The 24,598-nt window shown below is 61.7% G+C and carries 24 protein-coding genes and 2 pseudogenes; 16 read left to right on the top strand and 10 right to left on the bottom strand.

Annotated elements, in window-relative coordinates; genetic code table 11:
* Positions 1-24 precede the first annotated feature (24 nt).
* The 8 genes and pseudogenes from CKW22_RS00390 to CKW22_RS00425 all read left to right on the top strand — a co-directional run.
* On the top strand, positions 25-882 hold the full coding sequence (locus CKW22_RS00390) for a transketolase (RefSeq protein WP_033698819.1): 858 nt from the start codon (positions 25-27) through the stop codon (positions 880-882).
* Positions 879-1,880 (top strand): transketolase family protein, encoded by a 1,002-nt coding sequence (locus CKW22_RS00395; RefSeq protein WP_033698822.1) that lies wholly within the window; start codon positions 879-881, stop codon positions 1,878-1,880. Before CKW22_RS00390 ends, CKW22_RS00395 begins: the two co-directional genes overlap by 4 nt.
* Before the next feature lie 128 nt (positions 1,881-2,008).
* Complete coding sequence (locus CKW22_RS00400) at positions 2,009-3,310, top strand: MFS transporter (RefSeq protein WP_033698823.1); 1,302 nt, start codon at positions 2,009-2,011, stop codon at positions 3,308-3,310.
* A 31-nt stretch (positions 3,311-3,341) separates the two neighbouring features.
* Positions 3,342-3,740 (top strand): hypothetical protein, encoded by a 399-nt coding sequence (locus CKW22_RS00405; protein WP_033698824.1) that lies wholly within the window; start codon positions 3,342-3,344, stop codon positions 3,738-3,740.
* An 11-nt stretch (positions 3,741-3,751) separates the two neighbouring features.
* A complete protein-coding gene (locus CKW22_RS00410) occupies positions 3,752-5,782 on the top strand; it encodes a pyrroloquinoline quinone-dependent dehydrogenase (protein WP_033698825.1) in 2,031 nt (676 codons plus the stop codon).
* Positions 5,783-5,841: 59 nt separating this feature from the next.
* A complete protein-coding gene (locus CKW22_RS00415) occupies positions 5,842-6,594 on the top strand; it encodes an SDR family NAD(P)-dependent oxidoreductase (RefSeq protein WP_033698826.1) in 753 nt (250 codons plus the stop codon).
* A gap of 146 nt (positions 6,595-6,740) precedes the next feature.
* Positions 6,741-6,953: pseudogene (locus tag CKW22_RS00420) on the top strand (transposase); the annotation flags it as partial.
* Positions 6,953-7,243: pseudogene (locus CKW22_RS00425) on the top strand (PLP-dependent aminotransferase family protein); the annotation flags it as partial. The pseudogenes CKW22_RS00420 and CKW22_RS00425, both read left to right, overlap by 1 nt.
* Here the strand turns inward: CKW22_RS00425 and CKW22_RS00430 are convergent.
* Together CKW22_RS00430 and CKW22_RS00435 are read right to left on the bottom strand one after the other, a co-directional pair.
* A complete protein-coding gene (locus CKW22_RS00430; RefSeq protein ID WP_033698829.1) occupies positions 7,236-8,432 on the bottom strand; it encodes a cyanate transporter in 1,197 nt (398 codons plus the stop codon). The pseudogene CKW22_RS00425 and the gene CKW22_RS00430 overlap by 8 nt on opposite strands.
* Positions 8,429-8,887 (bottom strand): nucleoside deaminase, encoded by a 459-nt coding sequence (locus CKW22_RS00435; protein ID WP_033698830.1) that lies wholly within the window; start codon positions 8,885-8,887, stop codon positions 8,429-8,431. The genes CKW22_RS00430 and CKW22_RS00435 overlap by 4 nt, the downstream gene beginning before the upstream one ends.
* A 199-nt stretch (positions 8,888-9,086) precedes the next feature.
* On the opposite strand from CKW22_RS00435, the gene CKW22_RS00440 reads away from it, so the two are divergent.
* Positions 9,087-9,524: a carboxymuconolactone decarboxylase family protein gene (locus CKW22_RS00440; RefSeq protein ID WP_033698831.1), complete on the top strand. Its 438-nt coding sequence runs from the start codon at positions 9,087-9,089 to the stop codon at positions 9,522-9,524.
* 50 nt (positions 9,525-9,574) lie between these two features.
* Here CKW22_RS00440 and CKW22_RS00445 read toward each other — a convergent pair whose 3' ends face one another.
* Positions 9,575-10,585: an AraC family transcriptional regulator gene (locus tag CKW22_RS00445; protein WP_033698833.1), complete on the bottom strand. Its 1,011-nt coding sequence runs from the start codon at positions 10,583-10,585 to the stop codon at positions 9,575-9,577.
* A gap of 168 nt (positions 10,586-10,753) precedes the next feature.
* On the opposite strand from CKW22_RS00445, the gene CKW22_RS00450 reads away from it, so the two are divergent.
* From CKW22_RS00450 to CKW22_RS00460, 3 genes are read left to right on the top strand one after another with little or no spacing between them, the layout of a single operon-like run.
* Complete coding sequence (locus CKW22_RS00450) at positions 10,754-11,938, top strand: acetyl-CoA C-acyltransferase family protein (protein ID WP_033698835.1); 1,185 nt, start codon at positions 10,754-10,756, stop codon at positions 11,936-11,938.
* A gap of 13 nt (positions 11,939-11,951) precedes the next feature.
* Positions 11,952-12,800 carry a 3-hydroxybutyryl-CoA dehydrogenase gene (locus tag CKW22_RS00455; protein ID WP_033698836.1) on the top strand — a complete coding sequence of 283 codons (849 nt, stop codon included), beginning with the start codon at positions 11,952-11,954 and terminating at the stop codon, positions 12,798-12,800.
* 12 nt (positions 12,801-12,812) lie between these two features.
* Positions 12,813-13,394 (top strand): TetR/AcrR family transcriptional regulator, encoded by a 582-nt coding sequence (locus CKW22_RS00460; RefSeq protein ID WP_033698837.1) that lies wholly within the window; start codon positions 12,813-12,815, stop codon positions 13,392-13,394.
* A gap of 61 nt (positions 13,395-13,455) precedes the next feature.
* On the opposite strand, the gene CKW22_RS00465 is transcribed toward CKW22_RS00460, so the two are convergent.
* From CKW22_RS00465 to CKW22_RS00485, 5 genes are read right to left on the bottom strand one after another with little or no spacing between them, the layout of a single operon-like run.
* On the bottom strand, positions 13,456-13,833 hold the full coding sequence (locus CKW22_RS00465; protein ID WP_033698838.1) for a response regulator: 378 nt from the start codon (positions 13,831-13,833) through the stop codon (positions 13,456-13,458).
* Positions 13,834-13,877: 44 nt separating this feature from the next.
* Complete coding sequence (locus CKW22_RS00470) at positions 13,878-15,104, bottom strand: hybrid sensor histidine kinase/response regulator (RefSeq protein WP_033698840.1); 1,227 nt, start codon at positions 15,102-15,104, stop codon at positions 13,878-13,880.
* Positions 15,098-15,673 carry a chemotaxis protein CheB gene (locus tag CKW22_RS00475; RefSeq protein WP_033698842.1) on the bottom strand — a complete coding sequence of 192 codons (576 nt, stop codon included), beginning with the start codon at positions 15,671-15,673 and terminating at the stop codon, positions 15,098-15,100. Before CKW22_RS00475 ends, CKW22_RS00470 begins: the two co-directional genes overlap by 7 nt.
* Complete coding sequence (locus tag CKW22_RS00480) at positions 15,670-16,491, bottom strand: protein-glutamate O-methyltransferase CheR (protein ID WP_033698843.1); 822 nt, start codon at positions 16,489-16,491, stop codon at positions 15,670-15,672. Before CKW22_RS00480 ends, CKW22_RS00475 begins: the two co-directional genes overlap by 4 nt.
* The gene (locus tag CKW22_RS00485; RefSeq protein WP_095063601.1) at positions 16,488-19,955 is read right to left on the bottom strand and encodes a response regulator; all 3,468 of its coding nucleotides are present in this window, start codon (positions 19,953-19,955) and stop codon (positions 16,488-16,490) included. The genes CKW22_RS00480 and CKW22_RS00485 overlap by 4 nt, the downstream gene beginning before the upstream one ends.
* A 247-nt stretch (positions 19,956-20,202) precedes the next feature.
* Between CKW22_RS00485 and CKW22_RS00490 the strand changes: the two genes are divergently transcribed.
* Positions 20,203-20,553 carry a response regulator gene (locus CKW22_RS00490; RefSeq protein WP_033698847.1) on the top strand — a complete coding sequence of 117 codons (351 nt, stop codon included), beginning with the start codon at positions 20,203-20,205 and terminating at the stop codon, positions 20,551-20,553.
* A 56-nt stretch (positions 20,554-20,609) separates the two neighbouring features.
* Here the strand turns inward: CKW22_RS00490 and cobF are convergent, their stop codons facing one another.
* Together cobF and CKW22_RS00500 are read right to left on the bottom strand one after the other, a co-directional pair.
* Positions 20,610-21,359: a precorrin-6A synthase (deacetylating) gene (gene cobF, locus CKW22_RS00495; RefSeq protein WP_095063602.1), complete on the bottom strand. Its 750-nt coding sequence runs from the start codon at positions 21,357-21,359 to the stop codon at positions 20,610-20,612.
* Positions 21,360-21,426: 67 nt separating this feature from the next.
* The gene (locus CKW22_RS00500; protein WP_033698850.1) at positions 21,427-22,716 is read right to left on the bottom strand and encodes an OprD family porin; all 1,290 of its coding nucleotides are present in this window, start codon (positions 22,714-22,716) and stop codon (positions 21,427-21,429) included.
* 360 nt (positions 22,717-23,076) lie between these two features.
* Here CKW22_RS00500 and CKW22_RS00505 point away from each other — a divergent pair, with 360 nt between their 5' ends.
* The 3 genes from CKW22_RS00505 (at position 23,077) to CKW22_RS00515 (ending at position 24,523) form a co-directional block, all read left to right on the top strand.
* Positions 23,077-23,436 carry a histone-like nucleoid-structuring protein, MvaT/MvaU family gene (locus CKW22_RS00505; RefSeq protein WP_033698852.1) on the top strand — a complete coding sequence of 120 codons (360 nt, stop codon included), beginning with the start codon at positions 23,077-23,079 and terminating at the stop codon, positions 23,434-23,436.
* A gap of 221 nt (positions 23,437-23,657) precedes the next feature.
* Entirely contained in the window at positions 23,658-24,185 is a 528-nt protein-coding gene (gene gloA / locus CKW22_RS00510) for a lactoylglutathione lyase (protein ID WP_033698853.1), read from the top strand.
* 95 nt (positions 24,186-24,280) lie between these two features.
* Complete coding sequence (locus CKW22_RS00515; RefSeq protein WP_095063603.1) at positions 24,281-24,523, top strand: hypothetical protein; 243 nt, start codon at positions 24,281-24,283, stop codon at positions 24,521-24,523.
* The last annotated feature ends 75 nt before the right edge of the window (positions 24,524-24,598 follow it).

The following is a 24,598-nucleotide window of genomic DNA, read 5'->3' on the forward strand; positions in this document are numbered from 1 at the left end:
CGCTGGTCACCAATGGAGAACAATATGACCGAGAGTCGCAATGAGCACTTTGCCCGGATGTCGAAGCACGCCTGGCGCATTCGTCGCTTCGCCCTACGCATGGGCGAGGTTCAGGGCCAAGGCTATGTTGGCCAGGCACTGGGCTGGGCCGACGTACTGGCTGTTGCCTACTGCCACGCCATGAACATTCGCGCTGATCAACCTGAATGGGAAGGCCGCGATCGTTTCCTGCTTTCCCATGGGCACTACGCCATCGCGCTTTACGCAGCGCTGTTGGAGGCCGGCGTTCTGCCGGAGGAGGAGCTGGAAACTTATGGCTCCGATGATAGCCGCCTGCCGATGTCGGGCATGGCGACCTACACACCCGGCATGGAAATCTCTGGTGGCTCCCTTGGCCAAGGGTTGGCTATTGCTGTAGGCCAGGCGCTGGGCCTGCGCATGAAGGGCAACGATGCGTTCGTCTACAACTCGATGTCCGATGGCGAGCTGGACGAGGGAGCGGTGTGGGAAGCTGCCATGTCAGCCTCGCACCACAAGCTGGGCAACCTGATCAATCTGGTGGACATCAACCGCCAGCAGGCAGACGGCCCTTCCCACGACATCCTCCAATTCGAACCCCTCGTCGATAAGTGGGCAGCGTTCGGTTGGCACGTGCAGCGCGTCGACGGCAATGACCTGCAGGCTGTGATCCAGGCCTTCGACCTCGCGCGGTCGGTACAGGGCGACAAGCCGCGAGTCATTCTCTTCGACACCCTCATGGGTAAAGGTGTCCCGTTCCTTGAGCAACGTGACAAGAACCACTTCATCCGGGTCGAGCCACAGGAGTGGCAGCATGCACTTGCAGACCTCGATGAGATCCACGCGCCAAGGAGCCCACAATGACCGCCGCTTCTCCAGTCAAGCCGAAACTCACCACGTCATCGATGATCGCATCCATCGCCAGCGAGGGTCAGCGCACCACATCTGCGCCCTTTGGGCACACCTTGGTAAAGGCCGGCCAGAAAAATCCACGCATCGTCGGGATGACTGCGGATCTGGCCAAGTACACCGACTTACATATCTTCGCCCAACGTTATCCAGAGCGATTCCTGCAGATGGGTATGGCAGAGCAACTGCTCATGGCTGCGGCTGGAGGCATGGCAAAAGAAGGTTTCGTACCGTTCGCCACCACCTATGCGGTATTCGCCACTCGCCGAGCTTATGACTTCATTCATCAGGTAATCGCTGAAGAGAACCTGAACGTGAAGATCTGTGCGGCGCTGCCGGGCCTGACTACCGGCTATGGCCCAAGCCATCAAGCCACCGAAGACTTGGCGATGATGCGAGCAATCCCCCAGATGACGGTCATCGATCCTTGTGATGCACTGGAGACGGAGCAATGTGTAGCCGCGATAGCGGAGCACAACGGCCCGGTCTACATGCGCCTACCCCGTGGACGCGTGCCCCTCGTCCTCGATGAGTACGACTACAAATTCGAGTTGGGCAAAGCCAGGTTGCTGCGTGACGGCAAGGATGTGCTGATCATCTCCTCGGGCCTCATGACCATGCGCGCCCTTGAAGTAGCAGACGAACTGGCCAAAAACACAATCGACACCGCGGTCTTGCACGTGCCGACGATCAAGCCGCTCGATGTCGAGACCGTCCTGGAACAATGTCGCCGCGAAGGCCGGCTGGTTGTCATCGCGGAAAACCACACCCAGATCGGTGGCCTCGGTGAGGCCATAGCCATGGCGTTGCTACTAGCCCGCGTGCAACCGGAGGTTCGCCACGTGGCGCTCCCTGACCAGTTCCTGGATGCAGGTGCGCTGCCGACCCTCCATGACCGCTACGGCATTTCCAAAGAAGTCATGGTCGCAAACATCCAGCGTTGGCTGGGCTGATCGACTGCTGATGTGCGATGGCCGCTCACACCGCGTTGCCCACTGCCTGGGCAAGGTGAGCGAGCCATTGTGCCGGCAGCCCTCGTTTCTCGTCCCTGGATCGTCCCTATAACTACAAGGTGATGGCGATGCACAAAGACACCAGTCTCCTGAAGAAAAAACGTGTTTGGATCTACGCGTTTCTCTTCACCCTGACTCTGATCAACTACGTTGACCGAGTTTCGCTTTCGGTTGCCTCCAAAGTGCTCAAGGAAGAATTCGATATCTCGCCGGTTGCGATGGGCTACCTTTTCTCGTCATTCGTATGGCTCTACTTTCTGGCCCTCATCCCCATGGGCTACCTCGTAGGCCGCTTTGGCCCTAAAAAGGTCAACGGTTACGGCATAGGGGTATGGTCGGTAGCCACGGCCTGCACCGCATTGTCGACCGGGTTCATTTCTTTGCTCAGCTGCCGACTAATCATGGGCATGGGCGAAGCCACCACCTACCCTGCCGGCGCGCGTGTAATCCGCGAATGGATGCCACTCAAAGAGCGTGGCATGGCTACTGCTGTATTCCACAGCGGCAGCTTGGTAGGCCCAGCCATCGGCGCCATTGGCTTTGGCTGGCTGATCAGCGCGTTTGGCTGGCGCATCGCCTTTGTCGTAGCCGGCGCGTTGGGCTTCCTTTGGCTAGCTGCCTGGTTGAAGTGGTACAGCCACCCTGCAAAAGCTCCATGGCTTGAGGATGCCGAACGCGCGGAGATTGCTGAAGGTAGCGTCTCACACGGGGCAGAGCCGGCGCAGGCTGTGTCGCTTGGCCTCAAGGGCCTGGCACGCTCCAGCAGCATGTGGGCGATTGCCCTGTCGCATGGGTGCGCAGTGTATGCCACCTACTTTTTCCTGACCTGGCTGCCGACCTACCTCCAGGCTGAAAAAGGCCTGACGGTGATGTCCAGCGGCATCTACACCGCCATTCCGTACCTTGGTGCGGCCATTCTCGCCATCGTCATTGGCCGCCTGAGTGACAAGGCGATGCGCCCAGGTGCAGCCGAAACCGGACAGCGTCGCATGGTGGTGGCAAGTGTGTTGCTCGCCTCCTCGGTCATCTTTCTGGTGCCAGCGATCGACAGCACCTGGTCAATTCTCTTCGTGATCACGCTGTCGTTGGCGACCTGCGCTTCGGCGATTTCTCTGAACCTCTCGCTTGTGAATGACTTGGTGCGCTCTGAAGACGACGTCGGCACTGCAGCTGGCTTTATCACTGCAGTCGGCAATCTGTTCGGTCTCCTCGCTCCGATCGTGACTGGCTACGTGGTGGCCGGCTCTGGCAGCTTCGCCTTGGCCTTCGTCGTCGTCGGCGCATTACTTGTGATCGGCTCAGTCCTCTCGATGTTCTGCACGCGTCGGCCCATCGGCTTTGCAGCCTCCGGCAAACAGGCCATAGCCTGAATCAATAGCAAATTAAGGAAGTAGTAGCGTCATGAATCAACGTAGTAGTGAATCCCGCAGCAACGGCCGGGCCTCGGCTGGTCACAGCGGGAAATGGCGGCTGGCGACCGTCGTTTTAGCCCTGGCGCTGGGGGCATTTGGCATGGCCCTTTTTGGCGGCGGGGTATGGCTGATGGCTTTGGGCGGTAGCTGGTATTACACCCTCACCGGGGCCGGCTGTGTAATCACAGCTGTCATGCTGTGGCGGCAACGATTTGGCGCCTTGTACCTGTTCGCCGTGATCTGGGGCCTGACACTGATCTGGGCTTTATGGGAAGTCGGACTCAACTGGTGGGGGCTTGTACCACGTCTGGTGGCAATCACCGTCATCCTGTTGTTGATCCTTGCCGTGTCGCCGTCACTGCGTCGCGCCCCCCGCTCTGCTGCGTAAAGAGGTTTGTCATGTTCCTATCAGTCAAATGCAGAAGCGCACTGGCGCTCGCCGTTTCTTGCGCGCTTCAGGTGCAGATCGCTCAAGCTCAGGGTATGCCGCAGGTCGGCAGCGATTGGCCGTTCTATGGCGGTGATCACAACGCTCAGCGCTTTAGCCCCCTCAAGCAGATCACCCCAGCAAACGTTGGGCGCCTGGAGCGCGCATTTGTGTATCACACACGGGACTTACCGAATCCGGGCAGTCGCTACTCGCCTGAAACAACCCCGGTCAAGGTCGGCAACGACCTGCTGATGTGCTCTGCTAAAAACATCCTTATTTCGATCAATGCTGCAACCGGCAAGGAAAACTGGCGTCACGACCCTGGAGTACCTGATCAGGCAATTCCTCACGCAGCAGCATGCCGCGGCGTGGCGGTGTACACCGCGCCAGAGATCCCTGAGTCCGCACAATGCCGCAGCCGTGTGGTAGAGGCGACACTGGATGCGAGGCTGGTAGCTGTGGATCTGCGCACGGGCGAGCCTTGCAAGGACTTCGGACAGAACGGCACTGTGGATCTTTGGGAAGGTCTGGGCAAAAAAGTCCCCGGCTGGTACGCGGTTACAGCTCCTCCTACTATCGTCAATGGCGTGGTGGTCACAGGAGCACAAATTCGTGACGGTCAGGATGAGGACGCACCTTCTGGGGTGATTCGCGGCTACGACGCGGTCAACGGGAAAATGGCCTGGGCTTGGGATCTGGGTAACCCTGAAAACGTTCATGGCCCAGCCGAAGGCAGCACCTACACCCGTGGCACCCCGAATATGTGGACGGCTGCAGTGGGCGATGAGCAGCTTGGCTACGTCTACCTGCCGATCAGCAACTCCTCAATTGATTACTACGGCTCCAACCGTAGCGAGGAAGAAAACAAGTATTCGACCTCACTGGTGGCCGTCGACGTGAAGACGGGCAAGGACGTATGGCACTTCCAGACCATCCGCCATGATGTGTGGGATTATGATCTGGGCAGTCAGCCAACCCTTCTTGATTTCCCTGATAAGGACGGAAAACCAGTGGCTGCAGTGCTGCTGCCGACGAAGCAGGGTGACATCTACATCCTGGATCGCGCAACTGGCGAGCCTCTGGTTCCGATTGGTGAAGTCAAGGCACCAAAAGGCGGCTCCGTTGAACCCCAATTCCTGGCTAATACTCAACCTACCTCCGAGTGGCACACTCTACGCAAGGCGCCGAAAACCGAAGCGGACATGTGGGGCTTCTCACCACTCGATCAGTTGATGTGCCGCATCCAGTTCCGCCAGGCCAACTACGAAGGCTACCTGACGCCGCCATCGGTGGATCGTCCCTGGATTCAATACCCGGGCTACAACGGTGGCTCCGATTGGGGCTCGGTCGCGATCGACCCAGTTCGACGACTTCTAATCGCCAACTACAACGACATCCCCAACCTTAACCAGCTCATACCACGTGTACAGGCGGACAAGTTGGGGCTCAAACCTATCTATGCGCCAAAGGTTGATGAGACCTCGCTGAACAAGGCTGGCAGCAAATCGGGCAAGGGCGAAGGTGGGGCATCGGCCTATCCGCAGGTCAACGCGCCTTACGCGATCAGTGTGAATGCGGGATGGCGTAACTGGGGCACCGGCGTACCGTGCTCGGCACCACCGTATGGCGGAATTCGTGCAATCAGCCTGGATACCGGCAAGACCGTGTGGGACGAGCCGCTGGGTACCGCACGTCGCAACGGGCCTTTCGGCATCCCGTCGCATCTGCCACTGAATATCGGCTTGCCAAACAATGGCGGAACGGTGGTCACCGCAGGTGGACTCACCTTCGTCGGCGCGGCGACTGACAACTTGTTCCGTGCCATCGACACAGCTACCGGTGAGGTGCTGTGGGAAGACGTATTGACGGCAGGCGCCCAAGCCAACCCGATCTCGTACGAGGTTGATGGTGAGCAGTATGTGCTCGTCTCAGCGTCTGGCCACGCCTTCATGGAAACCGGCACCAGCGACGAAATCATCGCATACAAGCTGCGTAAGTAATGCCTTGACGGGGCCCGCTTGGGCCCCGTCTTGACACTGATTCACAGAGGAGTTTAATCATGGATTTGGGCTTGCAAGGTAAACGCGTACTGGTGAGCGGCGCTTCCAGGGGTATCGGGCGGGCAATTGCCAAATTGTTTCTCGATGAGGGCGCCAAGGTGGCCTTCTGTGCTCGGGGTACCGCAGGCGTCCAAACGACGCAACAAGCACTCGGTCATGACGCCATCGGTACCGCCGTTGATGTCACCCAGCCCGAACAGGTGCAGGCCTGGGTCACGGATGCAGCGCAGCGTCTTGGAGGAATCGATATCGTCGTGCCGAACGTCAGTGCTTTGGCTGGCGGAGATGACTTGCAGACATGGCGACGAGCCTTCGACACCGATTTACTGGGAAGTGCGACGATGGTCAAAGCCGCCTTGCCCGCCCTGCGTCAATCGCAAGCCGCATCGGTTGTCCTAATTTCCAGCGTATCGGGCCGCGAAGTCGATATGTTCGCGGAGCCATACGGTGTACTGAAAGCAGCATTGCTGCACTACAGTAAAACGCTTTCTGCACGCCATGCGCGCGAAGGTATTCGGGTGAACTCTGTCTCCCCAGGAAACGTGTATTTTCCGGAGGGCGTATGGGGTGACATAAAGCGCGACCAGCCCGAGACCTTCGCGAAATGCCTAGCTGAAAACCCGTTGGGCCGCATGGCTACACCCGAGGAAGTAGCCAAAGCAGTCGTATTCCTGGCCAGCCCTGCTGCAAGCTTTACCACCGGCACGAACTTGCTCGTGGATGGCGGGCTGACACGCTCGGTTCAGTTCTGAGCACCCAGGCCCAACGGTAGTAATCTGAATAAGATTTGAATGATGAAACTCTATATCTACGAACTGAATCGCCCCTGGTTTCCTAGACACCTCCAAGCCTCATAATGAGGCCCAAATAGGAGGTGCCATGAGTCGTCAGCGTTAAGATCGAAGCGGTCAAGCAAGTGACCGAGAAAGGCAAACCCGTCGCCGATGTCGCCCAGCGCCTGGGCATGTCCGTGCACAGCCTTTATGCCTGGATCAAGGTCTACAGCAAGCCCCAAGAGCAGCGTCAGCAAGACGACGATCAGCAGGCCGAACTGCGCAAGCTGCGCGCTGAACTCAAGCGCGTGACGGAAGAGCGAGACATCTTAAAAAAGGCCGCCGCGAACGCATCCTCGCGCGCCTGGAGGGCGACCTGGCGCCTTGGTTCAGCGCCATACCGGCCAGCGCCGGTTTCCACCTGAGTGCGCTGGCCAAGCCTGGGGTGGATGTCGAACTGCTGGCCAACCTCGCACGCAAGGTGGAGGTCGGCCTCTATTCGCTGGCACCGTTTTTCAGCGAGGTGCCGGTGCGTCCCGGGCTGGTGCTAGGCTTTGGCGCCATCGAGCTGCTCGACATCGACACCGCGCTCGACCGCGTTTGCCATACCCTGCAACGCCTCAATTGACCGGCGCCGCCTGGCCCTTGCCCGCCGGCCGTGCGATGGCGGCGGCATAGCCGCGTGGCGCGAAACACACTGTCACCAGCAGCATTGCCAGCACCGTCACCGTCAACAGCGTCCATGACGCCTGAAAGTCGCCACTGACATCGCGCAGCCAACCGGTGATGTACGGCACGATACCGGTGATGATAAAGCCGATACCCTGGACAAAGGCCGCTAGGCTGCCAGCCTCGGCGGGCGTTTTCAGGTGCTCCAGGGTCAGCGTCAGGCTCTGGCTGAAACAGGCCCCCAGGCCGAAACCGATCATCGCGACCCACAGGCCCATCGACAGCGTTGGCGCCAGCAACAGGCCAAGGAAACCTGCCAGCTGGATCGATAGCGCCAGCCACAACCCAGGCCGACGATCTACCCAGCGACGCAGCAACAACGGCAGGCCCAGCGCGCCGGCAACCTGAAAGATCGTCATCAGCCCCACCAGGTCGCCGCCGCCTTGGGCAGTACCGCCATGCTCCAGGTGATAGGCCGGCAGCCAGGCGACCATGCTGGTGTAGCCGCCATTGATCAGGCCGAAATACAACGCCAGCAACCAGGCACGCCGCGTACCGAACCAGTGCCCGCCCGCGGCGCCCGCCAGCCTGGGCGCATCCTGGCGCGGCCGCAGCAGCGTCCAGGCCAGCATCGCCAGCAATGCCGGGATGGCCCACAGGCCCAGCCCGGCCTGCCAGTGGCCAAAGTACCCGCTTATATGCGGCCCAAGCACCGCCGCCAGGCCACCACCACTCATCAGCGCCGCGGAATACATGCCCATGGCGCCCGCCAGGCGACCCGGGAACCAGCGGTTGACCAGCCCCGGCATCATGCCTTGGACTACCGCGACGCCGAGGCCGGCGACCACTGCGCTGGCAATGAGCGCCCACGCGCTGCCCAGTTGCAGCCGCCACAGGCAGGCCAGCGCGATCGCCGCAAGGCCCGCGAGCATGCCGCCATGCTCGCTGATCCAGCGCCGCAGCCAGGGTTGCAACAACGGCACCAGGCCCATGCACAGCACCGGCAGCGCGGTCAGTAGCGCCGCCTGCTGGTAACCCAGGCCCGTGCTGGCGCGCATGGGTTCGAGCAGCGGCCCGATGCTGGTAAGGATCGGCCGCAGGTTCAGTGCCAGCAGCATCACCAGCAACAGGTTCAAGGCCGCTCTCATTGCGCGTTGGCCTGCTGCCACTCAAGGTACAGGTCGGCTTCGCCACTCGGTTTCAGCGCCCGCAATGGCAGGCTCTGCTGCTGCGGTGGGCGTGCCATCTGCGCGTAGACAGCGGCCGTGGACAACCCATAGGGCTCGCCCTCATCGTTGCCATAGGCGAACCAAGCCCGTTCGATGCCGCACAGGTGCATGGCCGCCAGGCACATCGGGCACGGGTGGCCGCTGGCATAGATTTCGGCGCCGTCCAGGCGCGCCTGGCCCAGGGCATGCGCGGCCTTGCGAATGGCCAGCAGTTCGGCATGGGCGGTCGGGTCCTGGCTGCTGTGGATCTCGTTGACCGCGCGTGCCACCACGCGCCCCTGATACACCAGCACGGCGCCAAAAGGCCGACCACCGGCCTTGATGTTGGCACGGGCCAGATCGAGCGCTTCGCGCATGTAGCGTGCTTCGGACATGAATCGGTGCTCCTGTTGCAAGACCTGGCCATTATCCCGGCTTGCTGGCGTTGACAGAAATGAAGAGATTGGATGCACGTCAGTGGCCACCTGAATGCACCGATTGGCCTCCCGGCAAACGCTGCGATTGGCTATCGGGCCGATCGACGGGCAGCGCTAAGGTAGCGCCATGTCCACCCCACACCTTCTGGAGAACACCATGAACACGCGTATCGAATGGGCCAAGCACGCACCGGAAGCCTACAAAGCCATGGTTGGCCTGGAACAGGCGCTGGCCAAGAGCGGCCTGGAAAGCTCGTTGCTCGAACTGGTGCGCCTGCGCGCTTCGCAGATCAACGGCTGCGCCTACTGCATCAACATGCATGCCAATGACGCACGCCAGGCCGGCGAAACCGAAGCACGCCTGCAGACGCTGAGCGTGTGGCAGGAAACCGCCTACTTCACCCCGCGCGAACGCGCCGCGCTGGCCTGGGTAGAAAACCTGACCCGCTTGCCGGAGCGCGGTGCGCCACAGCCTGAGTACGAGGCGCTGCAAGCCCATTTCGAGCCGCAGGAAGTGGTCAACCTGACACTGGCCATCGCCACCATCAATGCCTGGAACCGCTTCGGCGTCGGGTTTGCCATGGTTCCGGCGTAAACGATTGCTGATTGCCTGTACCGGCCCGTTTGCGGCCGGTACTGGCACACCTACCGCGCAACCAACCTGGCGCGATAGCTGCCCGGGCTCTGCCCCGTCCATTTCTTGAACGCCCGGTGAAACGCGCTGGGTTCCTGAAACCCCGCCAGCTCAGCCACTTCGGCGATGCTCAGTACCCCTTCGCGCAGGTGTTCAAACGCCATTGCCCGGCGCACTTCGTCCTTGATTTGCTGGTACGAACGCCCTTCCCGCTCCAACTGCCGGCGGAAGGTGCTGGCGCTGATACCCTGCAGCTGCGCCAACGCCGCCAAGGTCGGCCACTGCCCATAGCGCCGCGCACGCAGGTGGCGATAGACCTCGGCCACCAGGCCATTCTGGTTGCGAAAGCGAATCACCAGGCCTTGGGGCGCGCTACGCAAGAAGCCCTTCAAAGCTTGCAGGTTCTGCACCACGGGCAGGCGCAAGTAAGCGCTGTCGAACTCCACTTCGGTACGCCCACTGCCCAGGCGCAGGTCAGGCCCCCACAGCAGCAGGTCGTCGTCCTGGGCAGGGCGCGACACCGCCAGTTCGGTGCGGTCGATGCCAATGCGCCGCCCCGCCAGCCAGCACAGCAGGCCGATCATCAGCACCAGGTAGGTTTCCTCGGCGTATACCCGGGTCAGCGGGTCGGCGATGCTCGACTGCACGCTGATCACTGCCCTGCCCGCGCGCACCGTGAGGCTGCCACGCAGGTCACGCAGGAACAAGCCAAAACCGCCCATGCACTGACGCAGGGCTTTTTCCAGGTTCGGCTCCAGAATCAGGCCGCGGCAGATCAAGGCAAAGCTGCCCAGCGGCATGCCGTGGCTGTCGAGGCGGAAGAACTCATCGTCCAACCGTTGAATCAGCGCCAGCCACAGCTGGGCGAATGCCTTGGCAGGTACGCGGGCCTGGGGCTGGTCGAGCAGCTGTGGATCGATGCCGACCGCACGCAGGTGTGCATCGCGCACGTCCGGGCGGTCGCGCAGGGCGTGCAGCATGGCCTTGAGGAAGTACACGGCGACCGTATCGCTATCGCGCATGGCGGGTTTCGCTGTCTATGCTGAGTGGCAAAAACTGCCAGGTTGAATGAACAGATCCGGCATAGGCTCTGGCAGAGCCTTTGCCTAGACTCGGGTGGACAAAGGGATCGCCGGCCATTCTCGCAGAGCCAGGCCCGGTCCCGCCATGCCTTCGCAATCGGAGCCCTTATGAGCAGCGCAGAAATCTACGTCGTCAGTGCCGTCCGTTCAGCCATTGGTGGCTTTGGCGGCTCTCTCAAGGACCTGCCGCTGGCAGACCTCGCCACCGCCGTGACCCGCGCCGCCATCGAGCGTGCCGGCGTGGATGCCGGGCAGATCGGCCACATGGTGATGGGCAGCGTGATCCCCACCGAGCCGCGTGATGCCTACCTGGCCCGGGTGGCGGCGATGAACGCCGGCATCCCCAAGGAAACCCCGGCTTTCAACGTCAACCGCCTGTGCGGCTCGGGCTTGCAAGCCATTGTTTCGGCAGCGCAGTGCCTGCTGCTGGGCGACACCGACGTGGCCCTGGCGGCGGGCGCCGAGTCCATGAGCCGCGGCCCGTACTTGCTGCCACAGGCTCGCTGGGGCGCGCGCATGGGCGACTTGCAAGGCATCGACTACACCGTCGGCGTGCTGCAGGACCCCTTCGAACACTTCCACATGGGCATCACCGCCGAGAACGTTTCGGCCAAGCACGGCATCACCCGTGAAATGCAGGACGAGCTGGCCCTGACCAGCCAACGCCGCGCCGCACGCGCCATCGCCGAAGGCCGCTTCACCAGCCAGATCGTCCCGCTGGAACTGAAAACCCGCAAAGGCAGCGTGCAGTTCAGCGTCGATGAGCACGTGCGTGGCGATGTCACCGCAGAACAACTGGCCGCCATGAAGACCGTGTTCAAGAAAGACGGCACCGTCACCGCCGGCAATGCCAGTGGCATCAACGACGGCGCTGCCGGCCTGGTGCTGGCCAGCGGTGACGCCGTGCGCCGTCTGGGCCTGAAGCCGCTGGCACGCCTGGTGGCTTACGCCCATGCCGGCGTCGAGCCCGAGCTGATGGGCCTGGGCCCGATCCCGGCGACCCGCAAGGTGCTGGAAAAAACCGGCCTGCGTGTGCAGGACCTGGACGTGATCGAGTCCAACGAGGCCTTCGCCGCCCAGGCCTGCGCCGTAGCCCGTGCGCTGGACTTCGACCCGGAAAAGGTCAACCCGAACGGTTCGGGTATCTCCCTTGGCCACCCGGTCGGCGCCACCGGAGCGATCATCGCCACCAAGGCCATCCATGAGCTGCACCGCATTCAGGGCCGCTACGCCCTGGCGACCATGTGCATCGGCGGCGGCCAAGGCATCGCCGTGGTCTTCGAGCGCGTCTGAGGGAAACTGCCCCATGAACATTGAACAAATTGCCGTGATCGGCGCAGGCACCATGGGCAACGGTATCGCTCAAGTGTGCGCGGTGGCGGGCTACCAGGTGCTGCTGGTGGACGTGTCCGATGCCGCGCTGGAGCGTGGCGTGGCGACCTTGAGCAAAAACCTGGAGCGCCAGGTCAGCAAAGGCACGCTCGACGCCGACAAGGCCGAGGCAGCGAAAACCCGCATCCGCACCAGCACCGACTATGCCCAGCTCAGTGGCGCGCAGTTGGTGATCGAGGCGGCCACCGAAAACCTGCAGCTCAAGCAGCGCATTCTGCAGCAAGTGGCCGGCAACGTTGCCGCCGACTGCCTGATTGCCACCAACACCTCGTCGCTGTCGGTGACGCAACTGGCCGCGAGCATCGAGCACCCGGAACGTTTCATCGGCGTGCACTTCTTCAACCCGGTGCCAATGATGGCCCTGGTCGAGATCATCCGTGGCCTGCAGACCAGTGACAGCACCTATGCCCAGGCCTTGCTGGTGACCGAAAAGGTCGGCAAGACCCCGATTACCGCCGGCAACCGCCCAGGCTTCGTGGTCAACCGCATCCTGGTGCCGATGATCAACGAAGCGATCTTCGTGCGCCAGGAGGGCCTGGCCAGTGCCGAGGACATCGACACCGGCATGCGCCTAGGCTGCAACCAGCCGATCGGCCCCTTGGCACTGGCCGACCTGATTGGCCTGGATACCCTGCTGGCGATCATGGAGGCCTTCCATGAGGGTTTCAATGACAGCAAGTACCGCCCTGCCCCGTTGCTCAAGGAAATGGTCGCGGCCGGTTGGCTGGGGCGCAAAAGCGGCCGCGGTTTCTTCACCTACTGAGGAGCGATTGCCATGCCTCCGGTCAACGCTGCGATGCGCTGTGCCAGCTTTGAAGAGCGACGTGACCAGGCCATGGCGCTGTTTGCCGAAAAGGGTTTTGGCCAGGTCAGCATGCGTGAACTGGCAGCCCACGTGGGGTTGACCGCCGGTTCGCTGTATCACCATTTCCCGAGCAAGCAGGACTTGCTGTACGACTTGATCGAAGAGTTGTACGAGGAGCTGCAGGCCACCCTGGACCAAGGCCGCCGCGCCATGGCCCGGGGGGCATCGGCGTTGTCGTGCCTGATCGCGGCGCATTGGCAGTTGCATGCCGAGCGGCCCTTGCAGTTTCGCCTGGCAGAGCGGGATTTATGTTGTTTGAGCGATGCGCAACAGGTGCAGCTGGCGTCGTTACGCAAGCGCTATGAGGCAGGGTTGCTGCGTTTGATTGCACCGCAGGCGAAACTGCCAGGGCAAGCGCTGGAGGCTACTGCGCATGTGCTGGCGACGTTGCTCAACCAACTGCCGGGGTTGCTCAAGGCATTGCCTCAAGAGCAAGGCTTGGAGCTGATGGAGAACTTGCTGATCGGTGGGATCGAGCGGACGCTGCGATAGCCTGCCAGGGCCTCTTCGCGGGGCACAGCGGATCGCCGCACCGCCGCGAAGGCCAGCTGCCTCAGCGCAACAGCAATTGAATCTGTTCGTGCAGGGTATCCAGGTCGAACGGCTTGGCCAGGATCGGCGCCTTGCGCGTGATCGGGCTGCCAGATTCGAGAATCTCCGCCGGGTAGCCACTGATGAAAATCACCTTGAGCTCCGGTCGCAGTTTTACCGCGGGCTCGGCGATCTCTACCCCCGAGATGCCCCCTGGCAATCGAAAATCAGTGACCATCAAGTCCAGGTGCGGCTTGCTCGCCAGGATCTTGAAGGCCTGTTCACCGTCTTCGGCCACCAGTACGTGATAACCCTCGCCTGCCAGGTAATCACGCAAAATCATGCGAATGGCCGGTTCATCCTCGACCACCAGCACCACATCTTGTGCATCTTCACTCATGATAACGCCTTGAAATTCTTACAGTTGGCCATCTGACCCCAGGCTTACGCAGAGGTTGCCCGCGCCTGGTCGTTTTGTTGTTGGAACGTTGCCAGCGGCAATTGCAGGGTGAATGTGGCGCCCTGGCCTTCCTCGCTGTCAACCAGAATCCGCCCACCGTGGGCCTGGACGATCTGCTCGGAGATGAACAGCCCCAACCCCAGCCCACCGCTGGCCTGCTGTGCAGCGACCCGCTCGAACTGCTGGAAGATCCGCTGCTGGTTGGCGGCGCTGATACCGATGCCCTGATCCTGCACCTGTACCCAGGCCATGCCATCCTGCTCGAACACGCGAACCTCCACCGGCTTGCGTTCGCCGTAACGCATGGCATTGGACAACAGGTTGGCCACCACTTGTTCAATCCGAAACTCGTCCCACTCGCCCAGCAACGTTTCGCAGCACTGCAGCACAATGTGCGTTTCCAGCGCCGTGGCCTGGGCCGTGAAGTTTTCCACCAGGCCACGCACCAACTGGCTGATGTCAAACACCTTGGGGCGCAACGACAACTTGCCGGTACGGATCCGCGAGACGTCGAGCATGTCCTCGATCAAGCGGATCAGGCTGTTGATCTGCCGTTCGTCACGCTCGACCATGGCCTGTAGCTTGTCGGCGCTGAAAGCCTCCAGGTTGCCCCGTGCCAGGTGCATCTTGCGCAGCTGGGTTTCCAGGATCAGGCCATTGAGCGGGGTGCGCACCTCGTGCGAAACGATCGACATGAAGTCGTCGCGCATGCGCACGGCATGCTCCAGCTCGCCCCGCGCCAGTTGCAGTTGGCTCAGCAATACCTCCTGCTCCTGGCGGCTGCGCTCCAGGGCTTCGAGCTGCCGACCTAGCACCTTGCGCTGGCGAAACAGGTCGACGAACACCGAGACCTTGCTTTTTACCGCCAGGGTGTCGAGCGGCTTGTGCAGAAAGTCCACCGCCCCGCTCTCATAGCCCTTGAAGGCGTAGTTCATCTCGCGCCCCGCCGCACTGACGAACACGATCGGGATGTTCTTGGTCTTGTCGGTGCCGCGCATCAACTCGGCCAGCTCGAAGCCGTTCATGCCCGGCATCTGCACATCGAGAATGGCCAGCGCGAATTCGTGCTCCAGCAGCAGCGACAACGCAGCTTCGGCAGACTGGGCCTGGTGCACCTCGCGGTCTTCGCCCTGGATCAGGGCATCGAGCGCCAGCAGGTTTTCCGGCAGATCGTCGACGATCAGCAGTTTGGCGATGGTGTGGCTTAGCATGCGCGGGTTTCCAAGGTCGCGAGCAGTTGCCCGATACCGCTCAGAGTAAGGATATGGTCGGGCTGATGCAGGGCCAGGGCGGCCTCTGGCATCAGGGCGACCTGTGCGTCGCGAGGGTCCTGGACAATTGTGCGGCCCCCATTGTTCTTGATGTAGGCAAGGCCCTTGGCGCCGTCTTCGTTGGCACCGGTGAGCAGCACGCCAAGCAGGCCGTCGCCATAGGCATCGGCCGCCGAAATGAACAGAAAATCGATCGCCGGGCGGGAGAAATGCACAGGTGCCTCCTGGCTCAGCGACAGCGTCAGGTCGTGCTCCACCGACAAGTGATAGCTCGGCCCCGCCACGTAGACCTGCCCGGCACTGATCCGTTCCTTGTCGCACGCCTCGCGCACCGGCCGGTGCAAGCGCCGCTGCAGCACTTCGGCCAGTTGGCTGTGGCGGTCGTCCGGCAGGTGCAGCACGCACAGCACCGGGAGGCTGAACGCCGGTGGCAGCGCGCCGAGCACCTCGAACAGTGCCGCCACCCCGCCCGCCGAGGCGCCAATCACCACTGCACGTACGCCGTTCATGATTTGCGGTAGATCCGTTCGGGCTTGACCAGCGGCTCGAAGCGCTCGCTGTAGGCCGAAAAATCTACCGACTCCTTGCTGCCCAGCACCAGGAACCCCCGATGGCAGAGCGACTCATGGAACAGCCCCAAGGCCCGATCCTGCAGCTCCTTGTTGAAGTAGATCAGCACGTTGCGGCACGACACCAGCTGGGTTTCGGAGAACACGCTGTCGGTGGCCAGGCTGTGGTCGGCGAAGGTCACGTTGTCGCGCAGGCTGCTGTCCATGATGGCGTTGCCATAGGCCGCGGTGTAGTACTCGGCGAAGTCGCGACGGCCACCGGCCAGGCGGTAGTTTTCTTCATACTCGCGCATGCTCTGCATCGAGTAGATACCTTGCTTGGCCTTGTCCAGCGAATGCGGGTTGATGTCGGTGGCATAGAGGATGGTGCGCTCGAGCAGGCCTTCCTCTCGCAGCAGGATGGCCATCGAGTACACCTCTTCACCAGTGCTGCAGCCGGCGACCCAGATCTTGATCGACGGCCATGTGCGCAGCAGCGGCACCACTTCATTGCGCAGCGCCAGGAAGTGGCTTGGGTCACGGAACATCTCGCTGACCGGGATCGTCAGGAACTGCAGCAACTGCATGAACATGCCCGGGTCGTGCAGCACCCGCTCCTGCAGCGCCGAGACTGTCAGGCAGTCGAACTGGCGCAGTGCATGAAGGATCCGGCGTTTGATCGAAGCGCCGGAATAGTTGCGAAAATCGTAGCTGTACTTGAGGTAGATCGCCTCGATCAGCAGCCGGATCTCGATGTCGGTGTTGCGCTCGCTAGTCAAATTCGCTCCAGTTGCGGCAGCCACACCCGGATCAACGAGAACAAGCGGTCCAGGTCGATCGGTTTGGCCAGGTAATCATTGGCGCCAGCCTGCAGGCAACGCTGCTGGTCATCCTTCATCGCCTTGGCGGTCACGGCGATGATCGGCAGCTTGCGCCAGCGCGCTTGCTGGCGGATCAGCCGGGTCGCCTCGAAGCCGTCCATCTCCGGCATCATCACATCCATCAACACCAGGTCGATGTCGTCGTGCTGCTCCAGGCGCTCGATGGCCTCGCGCCCGTTTCGGCCGATCTCGACGATGGCGCCCTTGTGCTCCAGGGCACTGGTGAGGGCGAAGATATTACGCACATCGTCGTCCACCAGCAGCACTTTGCGGCCCTCGAACACCTTGTCGCGGCTGCGAGCGGTCTTGAGCATGCGCTGGCGCTCATGGGACAGCTGCGATTCGACTTTGTGCAGGAACAACGTCACTTCGTCGAGCAGGCGCTCAGGCGAGCGAGCGCCCTTGATGATGATCGAGCGCGAATACTTGAGCAGGTCGGCCTCTTCTTCACGGGTGAGGTTGCGCCCGGTGTAGACGATCACGGGTGGGAATGAACGGATGTCCTCTGCGGTCATGCGCTTGAGCAGCTCGTTGCCAAGCATGTCGGGCAGTTTGAGGTCGATGATCATGCAGTCGTAGATGTTCTCGCGCAGCAGCGCCAGGGCGTCCTGGGCCATGGCCACGGCGGTGATCTCGACATCGTCGTCGCCGATCAGGCGGGCGATGCTTTCACGCTGCAGGTCGTCATCTTCCACCAGCAGGATGTGCTTGAGCTTCTGGGTCAGTTTGGCTTCCAGGCGGGCGAACACTTCCTTGAGCTCTTCGCGGCTGGTCGGCTTGACCGCGTAACCCACCGCGCCCATGTGCATGGCCGCCTCGACGCGGTCTTCGACCGAAATGATGTGCACCGGAATGTGCCGGGTGCCGGCCAGCTCCTTGAGGCGCTGTAGCACGGTAAGGCCGGAGTGGTCGGGCAGGCGCATGTCCAGCAGCACGGCATCGGGAATGTAGCGCGCGGCCAGCTCGAAGCCTTCGTCGGCGCCCTGGGCCACCAGGCAGCTGTAGCCCAGTTCGTGGGCCAGGTCGAAGAGGATCCGGGCGAAGTTCGGCTCGTCTTCGATCACCAGGATGCAGCGGTTGTCGAACGGCGCCCGGTCGCGGTCATCGGCGAAGGTAAGCGCCGGCAGTTTCGGTGCCGTGGCGGTGGAAACCTTGGGCGCCGGCGGCAGTGTGTCGACCGCAGGCCGCAGGCTGAGCGCCTCGACCTCCTCGCTTTCAACCTCGTAGCGCTCCGGTACGATCAGGCTGAACACGCTGCCTTGGCCCGGGCTGCTGTCGACGCTGATCTGCCCACCCAGCAAATGCGCCAGGTCGCGGGAAATCGACAGGCCCAGCCCAGTGCCGCCATAGCGGCGGTTGCTGCTGCCGTCAACCTGGTGGAAAGCGCCGAAGATCGCCTGCTGCTGGTCGGCGGCGATGCCGATGCCAGAGTCGCGGACGGCGAACACGATGCCGGTGCCGGCCTGGTAGCTGATGGTCATGTCGACCTGGCCCTGGTCGGTGAACTTGATGGCGTTGGACAACAGGTTCTTGAGGATCTGCTCCAGCCGTTGCCGATCGGTGAACAGTGTCACCGGCACCTGGGGTTCGAGCTTGACCTCGAAGGCCAGCCCCTTGTGCTCGGCCAGTGGCAGGAACATGCCGCGCAGGCCTTCGACCAGGCGCGCCAGCTGGGTGGTTTCTGGCCGCACTTCAAGCTTGCCGGCCTCGACCTTGGCGATGTCGAGGATATCGTTGATCAGGTTGAGCAGGTCGTTGCCAGCCGAATAGATGGATTCGGCGAACTTGATCTGCTCCCCGGTGAGGTTGCCCTCGCCGTTTTCCGCCAGCAGCTTGGCCAGGATCAGCGAGCTGTTGAGGGGCGTGCGCAGCTCGTGGGACATGTTGGCAAGGAATTCGGACTTGTACTTGCTTGAACGCTGCAGGTCATCAGCACGGGCCTGCAGCTCTTGCTGGGCCTGGCTGAGCTCGTCGTTCTTGCGGTCCAGGGCATCGGTGCGTTCGGACAACTGCTCGTTGGTCTGCTCCAGTTCGGCCTGCTGGATCTCCAGGTGAGCCTGGGACTCCTTGAGCACGCGGGACTGTTCTTCGAGCTCTTCGTTGGCGGTTTTCAGCTCTTCTTGCTGCACTTGCAGCTCTTCGTTCAACTGCTGGGTCTCGGCCAGCACTTCCTGCAGACGCTGGCGATAACGCGCACTTTCGATGGACATGCCAAGGTTGCCGCCAACCCGCTCCATCAGCTCTTCATCGCGCGCCTGCAACGGGCGCAGGAACCCCAGTTCGATCACGCCGTTGATCTGCCCATCATCGGTGGCGGGCATCAGCAGTGCGCTGCGCGGCAGGCCATTGCCAAGGCCGGAACTCAAGCGGTAATAGTCGTCGGGCAGGTCCTCCAGGCGCAACAGCCGACCTTCACGCACAGCTTGGGCCAGCAAGCCATCGTGGTCGCCCTTGATCTGCTCGCGGGCCTGCTCTTCGGCGCTCAGGCCATAGCTGGCCACGCGCACCAGGCTGCCATGCTCATCGCGCACATACACCGCGCCGACCACGCTGCCCAGCGCCGCCGCGAAGAAGCGCAGGATGTTGTCGCCGAGCATCGGCAGGGTCAGTTGCCCCAGTACCTGCTGGGCCAGTTGGGTCTGGCCGTTGCGCAGCCAGGCCTGGTGTTCCAGACGCTCAGCGGCGCGCCGCTGGGCCTCGAGGTTTTCCGCGTAGCTGCTCGACAGCGCCAGCAGGTCGCGGCGCCCGAGGTAGGCCAGCAAGGCACTGAGGCCGACGATGAGCAGCACGAAAACCGAGATCGCGGTCACGGTGACCGAGCTGACTTTCTCGTTACGGGCCATGCGCAGTTGCTGCTCGGTGCTGATCAGGCCGTCGAATTCCTTGCGGATCTCGTCGGTGATGCGCTTGCCCCGCCCGTTGCCGATCGATGCCTGGTAGTCGCCCTGGTTACGGCGCAGGGTAATCATCTGGTTGCCGAAGTCGTTCCAGGCCTGCTGCAAGGCCATCAGCCGGTCGATACGGTCAACCTGCTGCGGGTTGTCCTCGACCATTGCGCGCAGGCTCTGAAGGCTGCCGAGAATTTTCGGCTTGGCCACCTCGTAGGGGTCGAGAAAGCGTTCGTCCCCGGTGATCAGGAAGCCGCGCATGCCGGTTTCCATGTCGATCGACAGCTTGACCGTCTCGTTGGCATTGCCGATCACCCGATCGGTATGCTCGACCCATTGCATGGCCGAGAGCAGGTAGTTGATCACCGCGACAAACGCCACGGCCCCGAAAAGCCCTACCCCAAGGGGCAGGCCGATGTTGCGGCTCAACAGCTTGCGGAAGCTTTGCTGGTCTATCGAGGCTGCTTGAATCATGTGATGACGCCCGAGCGAAAAAGTCCATTAAGAAGTGCGGCGAAAGACCGTTATTATTGCCTGCCAATGTGCTCACTGATAACAGCGAGTCTAACCAGCTTTGCCGAGCCTGGCAGGGCATTTAGCCAGTATTTGAAGGCTGGGTTTGCCAATCGTTCCATCTGATTGCAAGGATCGGTATCCTCGGGAACTTCTGCCGGCGTGCAGCGTACAGATTAAAGACATTCATTTGCACAGGAACCCAACCATGCACCTTCTGGTAGTCGAAGACGACGACATCGTACGCATGCTGATGGTCGAAGTGCTCGCCGACTTGGGCTACGAAGTCATCGAAGCGCAAGACGCCACCACCGCCTTGCGGGTGCTCGAAGATGCTTCGCAGGCCTTGGCGCTGATGATGACAGACGTGGGCCTGCCGGACATGCGCGGCGAAGAGCTGGCGCACCGTGCACGCGCACTGCGCCCGTTACTGCCGGTACTGTTTGCCAGTGGCTATGCCGAGAATGTCAACGTGCCGGAGGGCATGCACATGATCAGCAAGCCGTTCGGCATTGACCAGTTGCGCGACAAGGTCATGCAGATACTGACCCCCCCCTGAACCCTGCGCGCACTCTTCGCGGCCACCCGCGAAGAGGCCCGCTCCCCAGCAATCGATTACAGCGTTCGGCGCAACAGGTAGGTGTCCATGATCCACCCCTTGCGCAATCTCTCCTGCGCCCGCACCTGCAAAATCCTCGCCTTCACCGCCTGCAACGGCCCGGCAATCAACACCTCGTCCGCGGTCCCCAGGTAGGCCCCCCAGTAAATTATCAGGTCAGGGTCATCGAGCGCAGCAAACGCGCCCTGCCCGTCGAGCATCACCACCACATTGTCGATGCGCGCCTGCTCGGCCAGGCGACGCCCCGGCAGCACGGTCAGCGGTTCACCGATACGGTTGAGCGGCACCTGATGCCGAGCGGCCAGGGCCTGGACGCTACTGATGCCGGGGACCACCTGCAGGCGCACTGTCAACCCGCCTTCGCGGACAAGGTCGAGAATGCGCAGGGTGCTGTCGTACAGGCCAGGTTCGCCCCACAACAGAAAGGCACCGGTTTCGCCGACAGCCACCTCGTCTTCGATCATGCGGGCATACAGCGCGGCGCGCTGGCGGTGCCAGTCCTGCACCGCGCCCACGTAATCCGCCGCCTGGCCGTCGCGCGAAGGGTCGGCCAGCTGCACCAGCCGGTAGCCACCCTCGGGTCGATAGCGTTCGAGAATCGCCTTGCGCAAGCGCACCAGCTCGTCCTTCTGCGTGCCCTTGTCGAGCACGAAGAAAACGCTGGCGCGACGTAGCGCCTCGACCGCTTCATAGGTGATCTGACGCGGATCACCCGGGCCGATGCCAATCAACAACAGGTCTTTCATTGCCCTGCCCTTTGCCACTACCCGTGGCCATTCTCGGCCAGCCATGGGTCTTTGGCAAAGCCACCGGTTAGAAGATGGAGAAGTTGTAACTGACGATGACGCGAGTCTCGTCCATGTCACGTGCCCACTTCTCATAGTTGCTGCGGTAAGTGGAGTTGCGCAGACGTACGCTGACATCCTTGAATGTGCCACTTTGCACCTGGTACTTGAACTCGGTGTCGCGTTCCCATTCCTTGCCTTCGCCCGTGCTGCCCGGGACCTTGATATGGTCGCCATTGATGTAACGGGTGAAGAAGGTCAGGCCGGGGACACCCAGCGCTTTGAAGTCATAGTCATAACGCAGTTGCCAGGAACGTTCCTGGGCGGCGGCGAAGTCGTTGACCTGGGCGTAGTTGACCAGATAAGGGTTGCTGCCATCCAGGTACGGCATGGCGCTGTCACCGTACATGCGCTGCCAGCCGGCGCTGACCTTGTGGCCCCCCAGGCTGTAGCCGAGCATACCGCTGAAGGCACGGTGGTCGATGGCGCCTGCGCGGGCATTGCCGATGTCGTCGCTCTTGATCAGGCGCAGGTCGGCCGACAGGCTGCCCACCGCCAGCGGCTGGCTCGCCACCAGGCCGAGAAAGTGCTGGCGATAGATGTTCTCCAGCTTGGCCACCTGGTACTGGGCGCTGACACGGTCACTGAAACGGTAGTCGAGGCCCGCCAGGTCGAAGTGGTCGGCTTCAATATCGCAGGCATAGCGCTTGTTCTTGCAATGCACGCGAATGTCCTGGCGGTCAGTGGAGTCCCGTGCGGTGTACTTGTTCAGGCGCGCCAGGGTGAACTTCAGATCGTGTATTTCTTCGGAGGTCAACAGCGCGCCGTGGAACAGGGTGGGCAGCAGCCGGCCATCGTTGTATTTGATCAGCGGCATGTCCGGCATCATCGAGCCGTACTTGAAGACCGTGTTGGACACTTTGACCTTGGCCGCCAAGCCCATCTTCGCGTATTGATCCGCCGAATGCCGCGGGTCGTGGCCAGAAGACGGCAGCAGGCCGCTGTTACTGTCCGCCGGGCTGGAATCGAGCTTTACCCCGAACAGGCCGATTGCATCAACGCCAACGCCTACCGGCCCTTGGGTAAAGCCGGACTGCACATTGAGGATAAAACCTTGCGCCCACTCTTCGCGCTTGGAGGCGCCCTGGCTGGAACTGCTGTGGCCATCACGGAAGTCGCGGTTGAAGTAGACATTCCGCGCTTCGACCTTGGCGCTGCTGTCTTCAAGAAAACCGGCGGCCTGGGCATTGACGCCGGCACACAAAAGGAACAAGCCGGCAACACGGCGCCCAGGGGCGTGAGGGAGGGGGGCAAACATGCGTGGAAACATCCAGAAAGAAAGGCAAAAAAACAACCTGCAGCAAACACCTGCTGCGGTACTGCGACACGCCCGAACAGTCGCCGAGCATCATCTGAAATGATCGCGCAAAGGCTCTGGCTCAGGCCATTGGACCTTGGTCTAGAACCGTTCGCGATGGCCCTCGAACTCCTCACGAAATAGCGCCCGGAAAACCTGTAAAGTTCCGTGCTTACTTATTAAAAGTTTGCAGTTTACCCAGTAGCAATGAATGACTACACTCGATGTCAGCGAACAGCGGAACCCACCCCGTGGCCGGCGTTTTGTACTACTTCAATGTTCGTCACGCCCTGCCACGAAAGACGTACAGGAGTGATTACAGTGTCCAGACTTGCAGAGTTTCGTGCTGCCGAAAAAGCGCTTCAGGAACAAATGGCTCAACTGGAAGCGCTGAAAAAGGATGCCGGCCTCAAACGCGAAATCGAATTCGAGCAGAAACTAGTCGGCCTGATGAAAAGCTATGACAAGGGTCTGCGCGATATCATCGCCATCCTCGACCCCAAGGCGGCAACCCGGGCCACCAGTACTGCCCCCAAACAACAGCGCCGCCCGCGCGTGGTCAAGGTGTACGAGAACCCCCACACCGGCGAGCTGATTGAAACCAAAGGGGGTAACCATCGTGGGCTGAAGGCCTGGAAGGAAGAGTACGGCGCCGCCACGGTAGAAAGTTGGGTACGCTGATGAAACGTCCACATGTACTTCACACTTTTTTCACAAGGGCTGGCTCACTATCGAGACAGCTAAAGGACTAGCGACCCCACGCGCCCGCACATGCGGGCCTCTCTTCCAGCGCCCTGCCTCGTGCAGGGCGCTTTCATTTGCGCAATCGCTTCACTGCCGTATCATGGCCAGCCTGTCTGTTTTGCCGGTGCCTCGCGCCCGGCCCCGTCTCAGGAGTTCCCATGAGCCTGCACGATCTGCAAACCCTGCCTGGCGTCACCGCGCAGCCCGATACCGCCACCGCCAAATTCGTCTTCAACCACACCATGCTGCGGGTCAAGGACATCGAGAAGTCGCTGGACTTCTACACACGCGTCCTGGGCTTCCGCCTGGTGGACAAGCGCGACTTCCCCGAAGCCGCCTTCAGCCTGTACTTCCTGGCCCTGGTCGACCCGGCGCAGATCCCTGCCGATGACGCCGCGCGCCACCAGTGGATGAAGTCGATCCCAGGTGTTCTGGAGCTGACCCACAACCACGGCACCGAGCACGACGCCGACTTTGCCTACCACAACGGCAACACCGACCCACGCGGTTTCGGCCACATCTGCATTTCGGTGCCAGACGTGCGCGAAGCCTGCGCGCGCTTCGAAGCACTCGAAGTCCCCTTCCAGAAACGCCTGGCAGATGGGCGCATGAACCACCTGGCCTTCGTCAAGGACCCGGATGGCTACTGGGTCGAAGTGATTCAGCCGACTGAACTCAAGGGCTGAGCCTCAACGCTATTCGCTCGTCGGGCCGGGAACTCTCGGCCCCTTGCTGTGGTATATGAAAGTAACGGTTTCATAAGCACAGCGAGGTAAGGACGATGCAATCTCTTCACTGTGAACACCGCAAGTACACCATCACCGCCAGCGTGATGCCCCACCCCGATTCCCCCCTACCCTACGCCGCCGGGTGCCTGATCACCGACCCTGAAGGGCATACCAGCAAGCGCATCCCCATGCCGATGAAGTTCTTCTCGGACCTTGAGAAGGCCCAGCATGTGTCACTGGCGCATGGGCGTGCCTTGGTGGATCAGCAGTTGGACAAGGGCCACAAGGCGTTCTGATTGCTAACCGGTGCTGGCCCCTTCGCGGCTACCCGCGAAGAGGCCGGTAAAGAAGAGGCTGGTGAAGAAGAACCC

The organism is Pseudomonas sp. Irchel s3f19 (genome assembly GCF_900187555.1).
Classification (GTDB): Bacteria; Pseudomonadota; Gammaproteobacteria; order Pseudomonadales; family Pseudomonadaceae; genus Aquipseudomonas; species Aquipseudomonas capeferrum.

What these genes read in the sequence shown, in the direction of transcription:
- CKW22_RS00445 (WP_033698833.1), bottom strand. Translation starts at nt 10,585, where the DNA reads ATGCGCGATAGCGATACGGTCGCCGTGTACTTCCTCAAGGCCATGCTG.
- CKW22_RS00500 (WP_033698850.1), bottom strand. Translation starts at nt 22,716, where the DNA reads ATGTTTGCCCCCCTCCCTCACGCCCCTGGGCGCCGTGTTGCCGGCTTG.
- CKW22_RS00390 (WP_033698819.1), top strand. Translation starts at nt 25, where the DNA reads ATGACCGAGAGTCGCAATGAGCACTTTGCCCGGATGTCGAAGCACGCC.
- CKW22_RS00475 (WP_033698842.1), bottom strand. Translation starts at nt 15,673, where the DNA reads ATGAACGGCGTACGTGCAGTGGTGATTGGCGCCTCGGCGGGCGGGGTG.
- cobF (WP_095063602.1), bottom strand. Translation starts at nt 21,359, where the DNA reads ATGAAAGACCTGTTGTTGATTGGCATCGGCCCGGGTGATCCGCGTCAG.
- CKW22_RS00430 (WP_033698829.1), bottom strand. Translation starts at nt 8,432, where the DNA reads ATGAGAGCGGCCTTGAACCTGTTGCTGGTGATGCTGCTGGCACTGAAC.
- CKW22_RS00415 (WP_033698826.1), top strand. Translation starts at nt 5,842, where the DNA reads ATGGATTTGGGCTTGCAAGGTAAACGCGTACTGGTGAGCGGCGCTTCC.
- CKW22_RS00450 (WP_033698835.1), top strand. Translation starts at nt 10,754, where the DNA reads ATGAGCAGCGCAGAAATCTACGTCGTCAGTGCCGTCCGTTCAGCCATT.
- CKW22_RS00435 (WP_033698830.1), bottom strand. Translation starts at nt 8,887, where the DNA reads ATGTCCGAAGCACGCTACATGCGCGAAGCGCTCGATCTGGCCCGTGCC.
- CKW22_RS00395 (WP_033698822.1), top strand. Translation starts at nt 879, where the DNA reads ATGACCGCCGCTTCTCCAGTCAAGCCGAAACTCACCACGTCATCGATG.
- CKW22_RS00440 (WP_033698831.1), top strand. Translation starts at nt 9,087, where the DNA reads ATGAACACGCGTATCGAATGGGCCAAGCACGCACCGGAAGCCTACAAA.
- CKW22_RS00490 (WP_033698847.1), top strand. Translation starts at nt 20,203, where the DNA reads ATGCACCTTCTGGTAGTCGAAGACGACGACATCGTACGCATGCTGATG.
- CKW22_RS00465 (WP_033698838.1), bottom strand. Translation starts at nt 13,833, where the DNA reads ATGAGTGAAGATGCACAAGATGTGGTGCTGGTGGTCGAGGATGAACCG.
- CKW22_RS00485 (WP_095063601.1), bottom strand. Translation starts at nt 19,955, where the DNA reads ATGATTCAAGCAGCCTCGATAGACCAGCAAAGCTTCCGCAAGCTGTTG.
- CKW22_RS00515 (WP_095063603.1), top strand. Translation starts at nt 24,281, where the DNA reads ATGCAATCTCTTCACTGTGAACACCGCAAGTACACCATCACCGCCAGC.
- CKW22_RS00400 (WP_033698823.1), top strand. Translation starts at nt 2,009, where the DNA reads ATGCACAAAGACACCAGTCTCCTGAAGAAAAAACGTGTTTGGATCTAC.
- CKW22_RS00470 (WP_033698840.1), bottom strand. Translation starts at nt 15,104, where the DNA reads ATGCTAAGCCACACCATCGCCAAACTGCTGATCGTCGACGATCTGCCG.
- CKW22_RS00460 (WP_033698837.1), top strand. Translation starts at nt 12,813, where the DNA reads ATGCCTCCGGTCAACGCTGCGATGCGCTGTGCCAGCTTTGAAGAGCGA.
- CKW22_RS00405 (WP_033698824.1), top strand. Translation starts at nt 3,342, where the DNA reads ATGAATCAACGTAGTAGTGAATCCCGCAGCAACGGCCGGGCCTCGGCT.
- CKW22_RS00455 (WP_033698836.1), top strand. Translation starts at nt 11,952, where the DNA reads ATGAACATTGAACAAATTGCCGTGATCGGCGCAGGCACCATGGGCAAC.
- CKW22_RS00410 (WP_033698825.1), top strand. Translation starts at nt 3,752, where the DNA reads ATGTTCCTATCAGTCAAATGCAGAAGCGCACTGGCGCTCGCCGTTTCT.
- gloA (WP_033698853.1), top strand. Translation starts at nt 23,658, where the DNA reads ATGAGCCTGCACGATCTGCAAACCCTGCCTGGCGTCACCGCGCAGCCC.